The 15,359-nt window shown below is 61.7% G+C and carries 12 protein-coding genes; 6 read left to right on the top strand and 6 right to left on the bottom strand.

Features of this window, described 5'->3' with window-relative positions:
- Window positions 1-18: 18 nt before the first annotated feature.
- From ACCD00_RS06375 to ACCD00_RS06360, 4 genes are read right to left on the bottom strand one after another with little or no spacing between them, the layout of a single operon-like run.
- Window positions 19-1,044, bottom strand: coding sequence for a DUF2955 domain-containing protein (locus ACCD00_RS06375; RefSeq protein ID WP_413422934.1), 1,026 nt, complete (start codon window positions 1,042-1,044; stop codon window positions 19-21).
- A complete protein-coding gene (locus tag ACCD00_RS06370; RefSeq protein WP_413422932.1) occupies window positions 1,034-2,149 on the bottom strand; it encodes an HlyD family secretion protein in 1,116 nt (371 codons plus the stop codon). Before ACCD00_RS06370 ends, ACCD00_RS06375 begins: the two co-directional genes overlap by 11 nt.
- Window positions 2,142-3,653, bottom strand: coding sequence for an efflux transporter outer membrane subunit (locus ACCD00_RS06365; protein WP_413422930.1), 1,512 nt, complete (start codon window positions 3,651-3,653; stop codon window positions 2,142-2,144). The genes ACCD00_RS06370 and ACCD00_RS06365 overlap by 8 nt, the downstream gene beginning before the upstream one ends.
- Window positions 3,654-3,667: 14 nt before the next feature.
- Window positions 3,668-4,798: an AI-2E family transporter gene (locus ACCD00_RS06360; protein ID WP_413422928.1), complete on the bottom strand. Its 1,131-nt coding sequence runs from the start codon at window positions 4,796-4,798 to the stop codon at window positions 3,668-3,670.
- A gap of 577 nt (window positions 4,799-5,375) precedes the next feature.
- Between ACCD00_RS06360 and ACCD00_RS06355 the strand changes: the two genes are divergently transcribed.
- The 5 genes from ACCD00_RS06355 to ACCD00_RS06335 all read left to right on the top strand — a co-directional run bounded on the left by ACCD00_RS06355 (window position 5,376) and on the right by ACCD00_RS06335 (window position 12,525).
- The gene (locus tag ACCD00_RS06355; RefSeq protein ID WP_413422926.1) at window positions 5,376-6,278 is read left to right on the top strand and encodes a LysR family transcriptional regulator; all 903 of its coding nucleotides are present in this window, start codon (window positions 5,376-5,378) and stop codon (window positions 6,276-6,278) included.
- A 119-nt stretch (window positions 6,279-6,397) separates the two neighbouring features.
- On the top strand, window positions 6,398-7,024 hold the full coding sequence (locus ACCD00_RS06350) for a glutathione S-transferase family protein (RefSeq protein ID WP_413422924.1): 627 nt from the start codon (window positions 6,398-6,400) through the stop codon (window positions 7,022-7,024).
- Window positions 7,025-7,087: 63 nt separating this feature from the next.
- Entirely contained in the window at window positions 7,088-9,118 is a 2,031-nt protein-coding gene (locus tag ACCD00_RS06345; RefSeq protein ID WP_413422922.1) for a pyridoxamine 5'-phosphate oxidase family protein, read from the top strand.
- Between the two features lie 109 nt (window positions 9,119-9,227).
- Window positions 9,228-10,424 carry a DUF3142 domain-containing protein gene (locus ACCD00_RS06340; protein ID WP_413422920.1) on the top strand — a complete coding sequence of 399 codons (1,197 nt, stop codon included), beginning with the start codon at window positions 9,228-9,230 and terminating at the stop codon, window positions 10,422-10,424.
- Entirely contained in the window at window positions 10,411-12,525 is a 2,115-nt protein-coding gene (locus ACCD00_RS06335) for a hypothetical protein (RefSeq protein WP_413422918.1), read from the top strand. The genes ACCD00_RS06340 and ACCD00_RS06335 overlap by 14 nt, the downstream gene beginning before the upstream one ends.
- Before the next feature lie 3 nt (window positions 12,526-12,528).
- On the opposite strand, the gene ACCD00_RS06330 is transcribed toward ACCD00_RS06335, so the two are convergent.
- Window positions 12,529-13,158 carry a LysE family translocator gene (locus tag ACCD00_RS06330; RefSeq protein ID WP_413422916.1) on the bottom strand — a complete coding sequence of 210 codons (630 nt, stop codon included), beginning with the start codon at window positions 13,156-13,158 and terminating at the stop codon, window positions 12,529-12,531.
- 145 nt (window positions 13,159-13,303) lie between these two features.
- Between ACCD00_RS06330 and ACCD00_RS06325 the strand changes: the two genes are divergently transcribed.
- Window positions 13,304-13,777: an Lrp/AsnC family transcriptional regulator gene (locus ACCD00_RS06325; RefSeq protein WP_007969928.1), complete on the top strand. Its 474-nt coding sequence runs from the start codon at window positions 13,304-13,306 to the stop codon at window positions 13,775-13,777.
- Between the two features lie 112 nt (window positions 13,778-13,889).
- On the opposite strand, the gene lpdA is transcribed toward ACCD00_RS06325, so the two are convergent.
- Window positions 13,890-15,290 (bottom strand): dihydrolipoyl dehydrogenase, encoded by a 1,401-nt coding sequence (lpdA, locus tag ACCD00_RS06320; protein ID WP_413422913.1) that lies wholly within the window; start codon window positions 15,288-15,290, stop codon window positions 13,890-13,892.
- Window positions 15,291-15,359 lie beyond the last annotated feature (69 nt).

Here is a 15,359-nt window from a genome sequence, read left to right as displayed (position 1 = left end):
CAGGGGGTTTTTCTTTTTCTAGGCGGAAATAATGCGCCGTTGCCGCCGCGTGTCGAGCAAATGCACCATGGCGCAGGCGTACAAGGTCACCAGAATGAACAGGCCCATGCGGATGGCGAAGGCGGTGTAGACATCCTTGCCCGCCGCACTGTCCTGTACCGATTGGCCGAGCAGGATGATCAGGGTCGCCAGACTGTTGAGCCAGAACCCAGGCGGCTGCCGGGTCCGGGCCAGGCCGTAGAGTTTTCTGGCCACCAGCAGGCCGAACAGCAACATCCACAGAAAAAACATCCACAGGTTGACGAACAGGCTCAGCGCGCACCAGAAAACAATCGCCATCAGGCCACCGAGCAGGGTCGAGCCGAGCAATTCCTGGCCAGCGGTGCGGGCACTGGTCGCGCAGCTTTGTTGGCCGAGGCTGACGGCTTTCATGATGATCGGCAGGTAGCTGGCCGGGTCGACCATGGCCAGCAGGAAAGTCGGCAGCACCACTAGCGTGGCACGCAGCGCCAGCCAACCGCTTTCGGCAGGAGTAAGGCTTGGGCCGGGTTTGGCCGCTGGGGCGCTGGCGGGGTCGGGAAACAGCCAATGGCTGACGGTCAGCGTCGAGACTGCCAGGAACAGGCCTTTGACCAGGGCCACGATCACCTCAAGCGCCAGGGCGAATTCAGCGGTTCCGGCCGCACTGATCAATGTCAGGCCCACCACCAGGAAAGTCGCCACCAGCGGGTTGCCGCCGCGCAGGCCATAACCGAATGCCAGGAACAGACACAGTCCGACCAGCAGCACGCCACTGAACGGGTAGTAACGCAGCAGGGGAATGAGCAGCAGGCCGCTCCCGGTGGTCAGCAACAGGATCAGGATCAGACCCAGGCTGGCCTTGAACGGCAACGGTCGGTTCATCGCTGCCAGCATCATCAACGCCAGCATCGGCGCGAGGAACGGGATAGGCAAGGCCAGGCCGAAGCTCGCCGCCAGGCACAGCGCCGTGCCGAAGCCAAGGCGCAGGGCGCGCTGAACAAGGGCCGGGCGCTCAATACGCATAGGACATCCAGCTCATCAGGCGCAGGAACAGGCGACCCAGGAGGTTCAGCGGGTTACCTTCACTCGGGAACGCCATGACTTCGGCCTGGCCGCCGGCACGGATGCCCTGTGGACTGGTCAGCTCACCCGGTTCGAACTCGATGATGACCGGAAAGCGCTGGGCAGGACGCAGCCAATCGCGGCTGTTCTCCACTTTCGGCAGGCTGCCCGGCTGGGTGCTCTGACCGACTTCGACGCCATAGCCGACGCTGCGTACATGGCCTTTGAATATTCTCCCCGGCAGGGCGTCGAGGACGATGGACACAGGAGTTCCGGGCTGGACACTTCCCAGGTTGTTTTCAGTCATGTCGGCGCTGATCCACACATCGTGGATGGCGATCAGGGTCATCACCGGTGCACCGGCGGAGGCGAACTGGCCGACATCGGTGCGCAAATCGGTGATCAGGCCGGCCGAACGCGCGTGAACCTTTGTATTGCTCAAGTCCAGCTCGGCTTTTTCAAGGTTGCTGGCGGCGCTGAGCAACTGGGCGTTCTCTGCTTCGTTGCCACCCTGTTGTTCGCGTGCACGTTGCACTTCGGCCTTGGCCGCGGCGACCTGGCTGATGGACTCTTCCAGGGTGGCGCGGGATATTTCCAGGCGTCGCAGCGAGATGGTGCCCGGATCTTCGCGGTACAGGCGTTCGAGCCGCTGGATGTCCTGGCGTGCCTTGAGCTCATTGGCCTGGGACGCGCGCAGTGACGCTTGCTTGGACTCGACACCGGCAGTGTTGGCGCCTACCTGGCGACGGGTCGATTCGAGGTCGGCGCGGGCGCGATCGACGGCAATCCGGTACTGCTCCGGATTGACTTCAAACAGCAATTCGCCGGCCTTGACGTCCTGGTTGTTGCGCACGTGCACCTGGGTCACCCGGCCGGAAACCTCAGCCGCCACCGGCACAATGAAGGCCTGTACCCGTGCCTGTTGCGTGTAGGGCGTGTAACGGTCGGCCATCAGGTACCAGACCAGGCTCAGGATGATCAGCAGCACGACCCAGTTGATCGCTTTTCTGGCCGGGTCAGCGGCAGGTACCGAGGCGTTCTCGACCGGTTGTTGGCTGTCATTCATGGGCACTTTCCTTCGGTTCGTCGAGCAGATCGCCCCAATCGGTCCGTTGTTGCATCTGTTTGCGGGTGGCCGGGTCGAGCATCGGCTGGTCGCTGTACCAACCGCCGCCCAGGGCCTTGTACAGGGCGATCAAGCTGTTGACGGCGGTGCCACGGTTGACCAGGTAGATATCCTGTTGGGCAAACAGGGCACGCTGGGCATCCAGCACACGCTGGAAGTCCGAATAGCCTTCGCGGTATTGGGCATTGGCCAGGGTCACCGACCGTTCGGCGGCCACCGATGCATCGCTGAGGATCCGGTCGCGTTCCAGTGCCTTGATCAGGCCGGTCGCTGCATCGTCAGCCTCGCGTGCTGCCTGGCGCACGCTGTCCTGGTAGATAACGATCAACTGCTGCAAGCGCGCATCCTGCACGCGGACGTTGTTGGTGATCCGGCCATGGTCGAAGATGTCCCAGCGCAGGCTGGGGCCAGCCACCAGGTCGAGGGTATTGGACGCACCGTTGAGCGAGCTGGCGGACCAGACGATGCTGCCCAGCAGGCTGATGGATGGGTACAGGTCGGTTTCGGCCACACCGATCAACGCCGATTGCGCCGCCACTTGCAGTTCGGCAGCGCGAACATCGGGGCGCCGCACCAGCAGGTTGGCCGGCACATCCTGCAGGACCGCGGTATCGAGCAGCGGTACCACGCCGGTGTTGCGGTCCAGGTCAGGGATCGAACCGGGTGGCTGGCCGATCAGGGTGGACAACGCGTTGCGCAAGCTCGCCACCTGACTCTCGAAATCCGGGATGGTGCTCAGGGTGCCCAGGTACTGGGTCTTGGCCTGTTGCAGATCGAGTTCGGCTTCGGCCCCGCTTTTAAACAGGCGCTCGGTGATCTCGTAGCTGCGTTTTTGCAAGGTGGCGTTACTGCGGGCGATCTGCAGGCGCGCCTCGGCGGTGCGCAGTGCGTAGTAGGTTTGCGCCAGTTGCGCGTGCAACAGCACCAGGACATTTTCGTAGTTGGCCTGGGCGGCAAACCAGGACGCGTCGGCTGACTCGATGGCACGGCTGAAGCGCCCCCAGAAATCCAGCTCCCAACCGATATCGAAGCCGGCGCTGTATTGCCAGAAATGCGTGTCCTGAGGGTTGGCACCGCCCGATTGCCGACGGTTCACGTACAGGCTGTCGGCGCTGGCCTGCTGCAATTGCGGGTAGCGTCCACTCAGGGCAATGCCCAATTGCGCGCGGGACTCCATGACCCGCAGGCCAGCGACCTGCAGGTCGGCGTTGTGGGCATCGGCTTCGGCGATCAAGTGGTCCAGGACCGGGTCGTCGAACACATGCCACCATTGGCGGCTATCCGGTTGTGGGCGCTTTTGCCCGGCGATTTCCAGGGCCGGGCTGTTCCAGTGTTCGACCCAGGGCTGGGCCGGTGACTGGAAATCCGGACCCAGTTGCACGCAGCCCCCCAGGACGACGGTCCCGCAGATCAGCAGCCGGCTGATGCGAGCAGGGCGTGGCATCAGGCGCAAACTCCTCAGAGGGGACGCTGATCGTCGATTGCCTCGATTTGCGGTGTCTCGTTCTGTACCTCGGCAGACGGTTGGTCCTGGACCCATTGCCAGAACAGTTGGTAGCCCACCGCCAGCGCAACCGGCCCGATGAACAAACCGATGAAGCCGCCGCTCACCATGCCGCCCAGGGCACCGATCAGAATCACCGGCATCGGGACATCGACGCCACGACCGAGCATCAATGGCTTGAGGACGTTGTCGGCCATCCCGGCAATCAGGCTGTAGATGCAAAACACGATGGTGGCCAGGCTGGTCCCTTCGGTGGCGAAGACATAGGCGATCACCGGAAGGGTCACCAGCAGTACTGGCAATTGCATGATCCCCATCAACAGCGCAACCATCGCCAGCAGGCCGGCACCGGGGACGCCCATGAGCACGAAGCCCACGCCCACCAGCAGCATCTGGATAAACGCGATGCCCACCACGCCTTGGGCGACCGCGCGGATGGTTGCCGTGCACAGCTCGGTGATGCGTGGGCCGCGCTCAGGTCCGGAAAGGCGCGAGGTGATGGCCAGTGCGCTTCTTTCGCCGTTTTCGCCATAGGCCATGAGCACACCGGCAATGATCAGCGCACCGATGAACAACAGGAAGCCCACGCCAACGTCGGCCATTTTGCCCAACAAGGTCAGGCCGACGGACTTGATGTACGGCATCAGTTTCATCAGCACGCTGCCCATATCGGTGGCGGCTTGCATCCAGTAGCCATAGAGCGGCTTGCCAATGAGCGGCAGGGAAGCGATTTTTTCGCTGGGGAGCGGCACCTGCAGCGTATCGGACTTGAGGATCGCCAAAGTACCTTGTACCGACTCACTGATCGAAGTGCCCAGCAGGTAGATCGGCACCATCAGCAAGGCCAGGGCGACCACCACGATCAGGGTGGCGGCATGCCCGTCCTTGTTGACCAGCTTGCGCTTGATGAGTGCATGCAGCGGATACAGGGTGATGGCCAGTATCATCGCCCAGAGCATGAGGTTGAGGAATGGGTGGAAGATCTGGAAGCAAAACAGCACCAGCACAGTAATCAGCCCGGCGCGTATCAGTACATCGAGCAAACCACCGGACAGTGCTCTTGCGGAAATGTTTGTGCGCAACATTTTCGAACTCCCTGCGTTGTCACCAGGTTAGCCAGCTAGTTGAAGTTCACTCTTCCCTACTCGGCGAATCTTGAAAGCAGAATCGATGGGCCGCTGTCCAGGCGTTATCAACTAACGCCGTATTTCACGTAGGGAAAATTCAACGAGGTACCTACTAAGACTCAATAGGTAACAGGGTGGCTTGTAGTATAGGAGCAGTCGTATATTCCGCCTGTTTGCACAGGCTGGAATTGCGCTGCAGTGGATGGAGTCCGCTGACGAGCCCTTGCCTGGAAACGCGTGGGGAGCCGAGCCAATGGCGCTTTTTCCCTGTCAGGCATTAGTCGTTGCAGCGGGCTGGGCCGGATAATTGCGAACTGTCGCTGCCGTCGCAAGAAAATAATCCTCAATAATTATCAATAATCCCCAGGCCGCTCTTTGAGGTTTGTGACACGCTTCGTTTTTACAGTGGAGGCGCTAGAGTGCAGTAGCCCATTGATTTACTTGATGGTCGGGTGCCCAACTAAATGGTTGAACGCCTGCGCTTAACATTCCGGCCTTCGATTGCGATTTATCTATCTGAAATGAGGACATGCCCATGGACCGCTTCCAGGAAATGCAGGTCTTCGCTGCCGTCGCCCAGGAACAGGGTTTTTCGGCGGCGGCGCGGCGTTTGGGTCTGTCGGCGGCCAGTGTCACCCGAGCGGTGGCGGCGCTGGAGAAGCGCATTGGCACCCAACTGCTTACGCGCACGACGCGCAGCGTGTATTTGAGTGAGGCTGGTCAGCGATATCTGGAGGACTGTCGGAGAATTCTCGCCGAGGTGCAGGAAGCCGAGGACTCGGCTGCAGGCAGCCACATCCATCCACGTGGGCAACTGACCATTACCGCCCCGGTTTTGTTTGGCGAACTGTTTGTCACGCCGCTGATGGTGAGTTACCTGACGCAATTCCCCGAAGTCTGCATCAACGCGCTGCTGGTGGACCGGATCGTGAGCGTGGTCGAGGAGGGCGTCGATGTGGCCATCCGCATTGGCGAACTTCCTGACAGCAATCAGCATGCGATCCGTGTGGGGGACGTGCGGCGGGTGATCTGCGCCTCGCCACAGTTTCTCGCCAGTCATGGTCGGCCCAGACATCCGCAGGAACTGGCCCAGGCGCCGATCATCGCGACATCGGCCATAGGCCAGTTGCGGAGTTGGCCATTCATGGAGGACGGCGAAACCTTGAGCGTGCGGGCTGAACCGCGGCTGGTGGTGACGGCGAATCAGGCAGCCATCACGGCAGCCAGCCTGGGGTTGGGCTTCACGCGGGTGCTGTCTTATCAAGTCGCGAGCAAAGTGGCTGCCGGAGAGCTGGAAATCATTCTGGCGGACTTCGAACTGCCGCCGTTACCCATCCATGTGGTCTATCAGGGCGGACGTAAAGCACCGGCCCGGGTGCGCAGTTTTGTTGACTTTGCGGTGAACACGCTGCGCGAGCATCCGGCGCTCAAGCGTTGAGTTATTTCACCCGGTGAAATAATGGATTGCGTTTGCTGGTGATTCTGTTGTTTTGGTTGAGGGTAGAAGATACGACCCATCTTTCCCCTGAACAGCACCACTCACCCGAGGTGTCGACCATGCAAGCGATCAAACTCTACAACTTCCCACGTTCCGGCCACGCTCATCGTGTCGAGCTGATGCTGTCCCTGCTGAAATTGCCGACCGAGTTGATCTTCGTTGACCTCGCCAAGGGCGAACACAAGCAATCGGCGTTCCTGGCGCTCAACGCTTTCGGCCAGGTTCCGGTGATTGATGACCAGGGCGTGGTGCTGGCCGACTCGAACGCGATCCTGGTTTATCTGGCGCAAAAGTACGGCAACGGTCGCTGGCTGCCGACTGATCCGGTGGGCGCCGCCAAGGTCCAGCGCTGGTTGTCGGTGGCTGCCGGTCCGATTGCCTTCGGTCCTGCCCGGGCAAGACTGATCACGGTGTTTGGCGCGCCTTACAACGCTGAAGAAGTGATTGCCTACGCCCACACCGTGCTCAAAGTGATCGATCACGAACTGGCCGATACGCCGTATCTGGCTGGCAGCGAGCCGACGGTGGCCGACGTCGCGGCCTACAGCTACATCGCCCATGCGCCGGAGGGCAATGTGTCGCTGGACGAGTACGCCAACATTCGCGCCTGGCTGGCCCGCATCGAAGCCCTGCCAGGTTTTGTCGGCATGCCGCGCACCATCGCCGGTTTGCAAAAAACTGCCTGATGCCCGCGGCCCGTAATTGCCGGGCCGCCCCGTTCTGCGCCAGTGGCGCAGGGGAGAAGCCGTATGGACCGTTCACCCTGGCATGCCGGCGAGAAACAATTGCAGGCCCATGTGGGCGTTGCCGAGCGAATGGAGGCGTTCGGTCGCAAGGTGATTCGCAGCGAGATGCCGGATCAGCACCGCACGTTCTATCAGCAATTGCCGTTCATGCTGTACGGAGCGGTGGATGCCGACGGTCATCCGTGGGCCAGTATCCTTGAAGGCCAGCCCGGTTTCGCACAATCACCAGAACCGGGCCTGCTGCAATTTCACAGCCTGCCTGCCCTTGATGATCCTGCGCAGTTGAGCGACGGCTCGGCGATCGGCCTGTTGGGCATCGAGTTGCATACCCGCCGTCGCAACCGCATCAATGGGCATGTTCGTGCCCTGACAACCGATGGTTTCGCGGTGACGGTGGATCAGTCCTTCGGCAATTGCCCGCAGTACATTCAGTTGCGCCAGTTTCACTCGGTGCCACTGGCCGACCCTTCGACGCGTATCGCGCAACATTTCAGTGAACTGGATGACGCGGCCATGGCCACGATCGCCGAAGCGGACACGTTCTTCGTTGCCAGTTATGTGGATGTCGATGGCGAGCGCTCGGTGGATGTATCTCACCGTGGCGGCCAGAGCGGTTTTGTACACGTGGAAGGCAATCGCCTGACCATTCCGGACTTCGCCGGCAACCTGCATTTCAACACCTTGGGCAACCTGCTGCTCAACCCCCGGGCCGGGTTGTTATTCATCGATTTCAATAGCGGTGATTTGCTGCAGCTCAGCGGGCGGACCGAAATCATCCTGGAGGGTCCGCAGGTAGAGGCGTTCCAGGGAGCCGAGCGTCTGTGGACAATCGATGTCGAGCAAGTCGTACGGCGCCCGGCCGCCCTGGCGTTGCGCTGGCGCTTCGACGGTGTGTCACCCACCAGTTTGCTCACTGGTACATGGGAGCAGGCCACCGCGCGTTTGCAGGCCAAGGCCCTGGGCGATCAATGGCGGCCGTTGCGGGTGGTGCGGATTGAAGCGCAAAGCCACAACATTCGCTCGATTTACCTGGAGCCCGCTGACGGAGCCGGGTTGCCACTGTTTCAGGCCGGGCAGCATTTGCCCCTGCGCTTCAACATTGACGGTGACGTGCACATTCGCACGTACAGTTTATCGAGCGCACCGTCCGATGATTTTTTCCGCATCAGCGTGAAGCGTGACGGGCGGGTGTCTACGCATTTGCATGAGCAGATTCGTGTCGGCGACCTGTTGGAGGCGCGGGCGCCGCAAGGGCATTTCACCGTGGCGCCCCATGAGCGTCGGCCATTGGTGTTGCTGGCGGCCGGGGTGGGCATCACACCGCTGTTGTCGATGCTGCGGGAGGTGGTTTACCAGGGATTGCGCACCCGCCGTATCCGCCCGACATGGTTTATCCAGAGTTCGCGCACGCTGGCCGACCAACCGTTTCACCGTGAACTGGATCGCTTGCTCGAAGACGCCGGTGACGCGGTGCGGGTAGTGCGGTTGCTCAGCCAACCGGAAGCCGAGGCGAAGCAAGGAGAGGACTTCGACCTCCGTGGACGGATCGACGTCGAGCTGCTCAAGGAACTGTTGACAATCGAGGACTACGATCAGCCGGATTTTGTCGTCTGTGGCCCCGGAAGTTTTACCCAGGCGCTGTACGACGGCCTGCGCGAACTGGACATTCGCGATTCGCGGATTCACGCCGAAACCTTCGGCCCGTCCACCTTGCGCCGGCGCCCGGACCCCGATGCAGTGGTCATCGAGCAACCGCCAGCCGCTACCACGTCCATACCCGTGGTGTTCCAACGCTCGGCCAAGGAAGCGCGCTGGCAGCCGGAGGGCGGCAGCTTGCTGGAGTTGGCGGAAAGCCGTGGCCTGCGTCCGGAATTCAGTTGTCGCGGCGGCTCATGCGGCACCTGCAAGACGCGCTTGATCAGCGGTCAGGTGCATTACCCACTGCCGCCAGCGGAAGTACCGGATGACGGACAAGTGCTGATTTGCTGTGCGATTCCGGCGCAGGGAACGCAGCCGCTGGTGCTCGATATCTGAAGGAGGATTGCAGGCGAACATTGCCCGTCGGTCGATGGCTGGGTAGGGTAGGGGCAGAACCAACAAGGGCCGCACAGGCCCTTTCTGCATTTCAGGAACAGGCGTTTTAATGGTTTTTTTCACTCGCTCGATCGCCTTGCTGATGGCGCTGGCGCTGACCACCGGTTGCGAAAGACAGGAAGCACCGCCGCTGGATCAGCAACTCTACGTCTGGCAGCGGCAGTGGACGCCGGCCCACGACGCCGCCCTCAGGGACAGCCGTGCAGACTTTTCGACGTTGCGGGTGCTGGCCTTGCAGGCCTTCCCCAAGGCGGGCTGGAGCCGAGCCCGAGTGGATTCGCAGATGCTCAAGCGCGACGGCCGGCCAGTGATTGCGGTGGTTCGCCTGGATGGGCAACTCAAGGCGCTGGATCAGGAAGAAATTACAGCGCAAATCCGCCAGGTGATCAGCGATTGGCAGGGACAAGGGTTGAACCTCGCCGGCGTGGAAATCGACCATGATGCGGGTAATGCCCGGCTACCGGCGTACCGCGAATTTCTTGTGCATTTGCGTGAAGCGTTGCCGACTTCGCTGCCGCTGAGCATCACCGCATTGCCGTCTTGGCTCGACAGTCGCGAACTGCCGGCGTTGTTATCCACAGTCGACAGCAGCGTGTTGCAGGTGCACGCGGTGAGCGATCCGCGTCGCGGTTTGTTTGATGCCGATCAGGCCCGGCATTGGGCGAAGGCCTGGAGCCGCGTTACGACAAAACCTTTCTATCTGGCGCTGCCGGCCTATGGCGTGGCGTTGCTGCCGTCGGCGGGTGGCGCGCCTGTTGTGGAAAGCGAAGTGAGCGTGGAACGCGAAGGCCTGCGCCGGGAATTACTGGCCGATCCGCAGTCATTGCGCACCCTCGGCAGCGAACTGCGGGTCGATCCTCCGAAGCATCTGGCGGGCCTGATCTGGTTTCGCCTGCCATTGGCCAACGACCGCCGGGCCTGGAGTCTGACCACCTTGCGCGCCGTGGCTCGCGGTGATGTCCTCGACAGTCGATTGACGCTGAAACTCTCCGCCGACAATGGCCTCTATGACATCGGCATCAGCAACCAGGGCAATCTTGACAGCGCCTGGCCCGAACGCCTGACACTGGCCGTCAGTGCTTGTGAGGGGGCTGATGCCCTGGCCGGTTACGCGTTGCAACAGCGTCCGGATCTGCTTACCTTCACCCGCTTGCGCGACGGTCGAATACCGGCCGGCGGACAGCGTGCCATTGGTTGGGCTCGCTGCGCACACATTGATCAAGGAGGTTCGAATGTTCACCCGTAACTGGCCGCGTCATTTGCTTTGCCTGAGCCTCAGCCTGCCGCTGGGTTCGGCGCTGGCGTGCGGCCCGGACTTTCCCATGCGTCTGCTGGACAACCGAGGTCAGTCGCTGACGGAACTGCCGGAAGGCAACTTCGGCTTCGAAATCAACCGCCTCGGCCACGCCATCAAAGGATTGAAGAACGTCACCGCTGGCGCCCACTACAGCGATGAACCTGACCTTGCAGCGCAGCGGGATCAGGCCGAGCAGGCGGGACTTTCCGCTGAGCAACAAGTGTTGGTGAAACACCTGCGCAGCCTGACCGATGCCCGTCAGGTTGAAACCGAAGGGGCGCAACTGCCGCCCGAGCTCAGGTTGTACCTGGCGGGCGCCGTGGCATTTGGCGCGGGTGATACGGCCCTGGCCGCCGGGTATTTCAAGCAAGTGCTGGCCTTGCCCGCAGAACAACGGGCTTCGCGCAGCACCTGGGCGGCTTACTCGCTGGGGCGCGCGTTGTTCGCCATGAGCGCCGAAGCCAATGCAGGTCCGGATCTGCTCGAACAATCCCGCAAGGCCTTTGAGCAAACCCGGCAACTGAGCATCGACGGCTTCAGCGATCCACTGGAACTGGGTGTCGCCAGCCTTGGCGAAGAAGCCCGGGTGGTGCGCACCGCCGGCGACTGGAGCCGCGCCATCGAGCTGTACGCCACGCAAAATCTGCAAGGCTCCACGGTGGGCTACGACTCGCTGAAGCTGTTGATGACGGACTTGATGACGCTGCCGGATGATCAAGTGGCCGAGTTGCTCAAGGGCCAGCCCGTGCAGCAATTGGTGACCGCATCGCTGATCAGCCGGTTGGGCTGGTCGTTCGGTGAGCAACCCGCCAATGAACAGAAGATGATCAAGCTGCTGCAAAACAGCACCCGTGGCAGTCTCGAAAACGCCGACCGCCTGGCGGCGATGAATTATCAACAGGGCGATTACGCCAGTGCCAAGGCTTTCCTCGAACATGCCGGCGATGGCGGTTTGGCCTGGTGGCTGCGGGCAAAACTGGCGGTGCGCGAGGGCGATAAAACCGCGGCCGCCGCAGCCTATGCCAAAGCGGCCCAGGCCTTTCCGCAGAATGAGTCCTGGGGCGAGCGACGGACCCCGGACTTCGATTACGAAACACTGCAGCCCAAATGCCGTGTCGAGGGTGAAAGTGCGATCCTGGCCTTGCAACGCGGGGATTACCTGCAGGCCTTCGATCAGTTGTATCGCAGCCAAAGCATTTACTGGTTCGACGCCGCCACCGTGGCCGAGCGCGTGTTGACCCTCGAAGAACTCAAGCACTACGTCGACACCCAAGTGCCGGCTCCGCCGCCGCTCAGCCAGCAGGACCGCGACAACTACGTGCCCTTGCCGGTGGCGGCGAGCCTGCGCAATTTGTTGGGGCGGCGTTTGTTGCGCGAAGGGCATTACGAGCAAGCGCTGGCTTACTTCGACAATGACGGCTTGCGGCACAAGGCCAAGCTGTATGGCGAGCAGCGTCTGGCGGCTGATTCGGCCTGGTGGCCGACCCGTCGCGCCGCAGCGCTGTTCAATGCAGCCTGGACGGCGCGCGAGTGGGGCATGGACATTCTGGGCTATGAAATGGCGCCGGATTACGCCACGTTCGGCGGTAACTACGTTCTCGAAAACGCCGAACTCAAGGTCGGTCCTTTGGTGGCCGATGACGAAGTGAAGCGTCAGCAGGCCAGCGCTGCCCGGCCTGATCAGCGTTACCACTATCGCTTCGTGGCCACGGCGTTGGCGAGCAAGGCGGCGGATAACTTGCCTCACACCAGCCAGGCGTTTGCGGCGGTGCTGTGCGAGGCGTCGGGGTGGAACAGCAGCCTCGAGGAGCAAAGTGCGATTTATCAGCGCTATGTCAAAGAAGGGCCTTACGTGGAATGGGCCGCCGATTTCGGCCACCAGTGTCCGTATCCCGACTTCGAGAACGCCGACAAGCGCTACGTGACCCAAGTCACCGACGCTACGCGTTCGGCCTTGCGCCCGTACAAGACGCCGTTACAGGTCGGTGGCGTACTGGTGGTCGCGGCAGCCGCGCTGTTGTTGTTCAATCGCCGCCGCAAGGCGCAGTGAGGTTCAAGCCTGTTGCACAAAGGTCAGCCGGACGGCGAAACCAATCAACAGGCTGCCGAACAACCATTGTTGCAGGCGCTGGGCTGAGGGGCTGCGTTGCAGCCAACGGCCGAGCGCTGCACCAACCAGGGCGTAGGCGCTGTCGAACAGAAAACCGACACCGACCAGCACCACGCCCAACGTCGCAAATTGCCCGAGCACCGGCCCGGCCTGTGGGTTGATGAATTGCGGTAGCAGTACCGAACAGAACAACAGTGCCTTGGGGTTGAGCAGGTTGGTCAGCAGTCCGCGTCGAATGGCTGCGCCCCAGCGCGGTTTTTCGCCGGTTGTGTCGGCGCTGGTCAAGCTCGGCAGCATCGTGGTTCGCAGGCATTGAATGCCGATCCACAGCAAGTACGCGGCGCCTGCCAGGCGCACCACATCGAAGGTCCAGGGCGCAGCCTTGAACAGTGCCGCCAGCCCCAGCGCCGCCAATGCCACATGGCAACCCCGGGCGATGCCCAACCCCACGGCCGTCGCCAGCGCGGCGCCTTTGCCTTGGCGGGCACCGGTCTGCAACAGCAGGATCATGTCAGGCCCCGGCAACAGATAGACCACCGCCAGCGCCATGAAAAACAGCCAGAGCCCCTGCATGTTGCACCCCATTCGTTGTCGATTCGGTCGTGCCAGTCTAGGGCTGGAGGGCGGGGCAGGTGCTTGCGTTGTTAGCTTCTTTCGGTTTCTGTATTGGCATAATCTGCCATGTATTCACACTTGAACCATCAGGATCTGCCAAACCATGAAACTCGATGCCTACGACCGCAAGATTCTCGCCGCGCTGCAACGGGATGGCCGCCTGAGCAATGTGCAACTGGCAGACGAGATCGGCCTGTCTGCATCGCCTTGCCTGCGCCGGGTGCGGATGCTTGAAGAGGCGGGGGTTATTCGCGGCTACCAGGCCAATCTGGATCGCGATGAGGTGGGGTTGGGGCTGACGGTGTTTGTCGGGGTCAAGGTCGAGCGTCATAACGACGAACAAGCCGAAGCCTTTCGCCTGGCGGTGACGGCATTGCCCGAGGTCATTTCGGCGTTTCTGGTGTCAGGGGAGTCGGATTTTCTGCTGCAGGTGGTGGTGCCGGACTTGCGTGCCTATGACCGGTTTCTCACCGGGCGCTTGTTGAAGCTGCCGGGTGTGAGCGACATCCGCAGCAACTTTGCGATTCACACGGTGAAGGCGCCGGGGGCGTTGCCGTTGGAGCATTTGCCGCTTTAGACCGAGTTGCCTTCCTTCGCGAGCAAGCCTGCTCCCACAAGGTTTACGCTGTACCTGTGGGAGCGGGCTTGCTCGCGAAGGCGATAAATCAGTCACTGCAACTCTTCAAGTCTTACATCTGTGTCGCCATCCCCTCCACATTCATCGCCGCCTGACGCAAGGCCTCGGAGCGGGTCGGGTGTGGGTGGCAGGTCAGGGCGATGTCCTCGGCCGAGGCACTGAACTCCATGGCCACGCAATACTCACCAATCATTTCACTGACGCTCGGGCCGACCAGATGCACACCGAGGACTTCGTCGGTGCGCTCATCGGCCAGCACTTTGGCGAAGCCTTCGGTTTCGTGGTTGATCTTCGCCCGACTGTTGGCGGTAAAGGGAAACTTGCCGACCTTGTACGCCCGGCCTTCAGCCTTGAGTTGCTCTTCGGTCTTGCCGACGCTGGCCAGCTCCGGTTTGGTGTAAACCACACTGGGGATCAGGTTGTAATTGACCTCGCCAGCCTTGCCGACCATCTGCTCGACGCAGGCCATGGCTTCGTCCTCGGCCTTGTGGGCGAGCATGGGGCCGGAGGTCACGTCACCAATCACCCAGACCCCGACGGCTTCGGTGCGATGCCCCTTGTTGGCGAGCATGCCGCGCTTGTCCGTGGCGAGGCCGACGTTCTCCAGGCCCAGGCCTTTTGTATAAGGTCGGCGCCCGATGGCCACCAGCACGTAATCGGCTTCAAGCAATTCGGCGGCACCGCCCGCGGCAGGCTCGATGCTGAGCTGCACGCCGGTGGCGGAGGTGGTGGCGCTGGTCACTTTTGAACTCAGTTTGAAACTCAAGCCTTGTTTGCTCAGGGAGCGCTGCAGGGTTTTACCGGCTTCGATATCCACACCGGGGCAGATCCGGTCGAGAAACTCGACCACCGTTACCTGCGCCCCAAGGCGCCGCCATACCGAACCCAGCTCCAGGCCGATCACGCCGGCGCCGATCACCACCAGATGCTTGGGCACCTCGGTCAGCGCGAGGGCACCGGTGGAGTCGAGGATGCGTTTGTTATCGATGTCCACGCCAGGCAGGGGAGTGGGCTCGGAACCGGTGGCGATGATGATGTCCCTGGCGCTCAGTTCGGTCTTGCCGCCGGCACTATCGGTCACCGTGACTTTGCCCGGTCCGTCGATGTGGCCCCAGCCTCTGATCCAGTCGACTTTGTTTTTGCGGAAAAGAAACTCGATGCCCTTGGTCAGCCCGGTAACGCTTTCATCCTTTTGCTTCATCATCTGGGCGAGGTTGAGCACGGGTTTGACCTCGATCCCCAGATTGGCGAATTCTGCGCCCATGGCCGCGTCGTACAGTTCGGAGGCATGCAGCAACGCCTTGGATGGCATGCAGCCGACGTTCAGGCAGGTGCCGCCGAGTGTGGCGCGTCCTTCCACGCAGGCAGCTTTCAGACCCAGTTGTCCGGCGCGGATCGCCGCGTTGTAACCGCCGGGGCCACCGCCGAGTATCACGACGTCATAAGTGCTCATGGATGTACTCCTGGATCGAAAGGGAAAGAGATCGGTAAAAGTAGTTCCTGAATAAAATTACGAACGTAA

This window comes from Pseudomonas sp. Pseusp3, from assembly GCF_047304225.1.
Classification (GTDB): Bacteria; Pseudomonadota; Gammaproteobacteria; order Pseudomonadales; family Pseudomonadaceae; genus Aquipseudomonas; species Aquipseudomonas fluorescens_CD.
This window is presented reverse-complemented; position numbering and strand designations above follow the sequence as displayed.

Bases quoted from the DNA above. Each gene is read 5' to 3' on its own strand.
- ACCD00_RS06375 (WP_413422934.1), bottom strand. From the start codon at position 1,044: ATGCGTATTGAGCGCCCGGCCCTTGTTCAGCGCGCCCTGCGCCTTGGC.
- ACCD00_RS06370 (WP_413422932.1), bottom strand. From the start codon at position 2,149: ATGAATGACAGCCAACAACCGGTCGAGAACGCCTCGGTACCTGCCGCT.
- ACCD00_RS06365 (WP_413422930.1), bottom strand. From the start codon at position 3,653: ATGCCACGCCCTGCTCGCATCAGCCGGCTGCTGATCTGCGGGACCGTC.
- ACCD00_RS06360 (WP_413422928.1), bottom strand. From the start codon at position 4,798: ATGTTGCGCACAAACATTTCCGCAAGAGCACTGTCCGGTGGTTTGCTC.
- ACCD00_RS06355 (WP_413422926.1), top strand. From the start codon at position 5,376: ATGGACCGCTTCCAGGAAATGCAGGTCTTCGCTGCCGTCGCCCAGGAA.
- ACCD00_RS06350 (WP_413422924.1), top strand. From the start codon at position 6,398: ATGCAAGCGATCAAACTCTACAACTTCCCACGTTCCGGCCACGCTCAT.
- ACCD00_RS06345 (WP_413422922.1), top strand. From the start codon at position 7,088: ATGGACCGTTCACCCTGGCATGCCGGCGAGAAACAATTGCAGGCCCAT.
- ACCD00_RS06340 (WP_413422920.1), top strand. From the start codon at position 9,228: ATGGTTTTTTTCACTCGCTCGATCGCCTTGCTGATGGCGCTGGCGCTG.
- ACCD00_RS06335 (WP_413422918.1), top strand. From the start codon at position 10,411: ATGTTCACCCGTAACTGGCCGCGTCATTTGCTTTGCCTGAGCCTCAGC.
- ACCD00_RS06330 (WP_413422916.1), bottom strand. From the start codon at position 13,158: ATGCAGGGGCTCTGGCTGTTTTTCATGGCGCTGGCGGTGGTCTATCTG.
- ACCD00_RS06325 (WP_007969928.1), top strand. From the start codon at position 13,304: ATGAAACTCGATGCCTACGACCGCAAGATTCTCGCCGCGCTGCAACGG.
- lpdA (WP_413422913.1), bottom strand. From the start codon at position 15,290: ATGAGCACTTATGACGTCGTGATACTCGGCGGTGGCCCCGGCGGTTAC.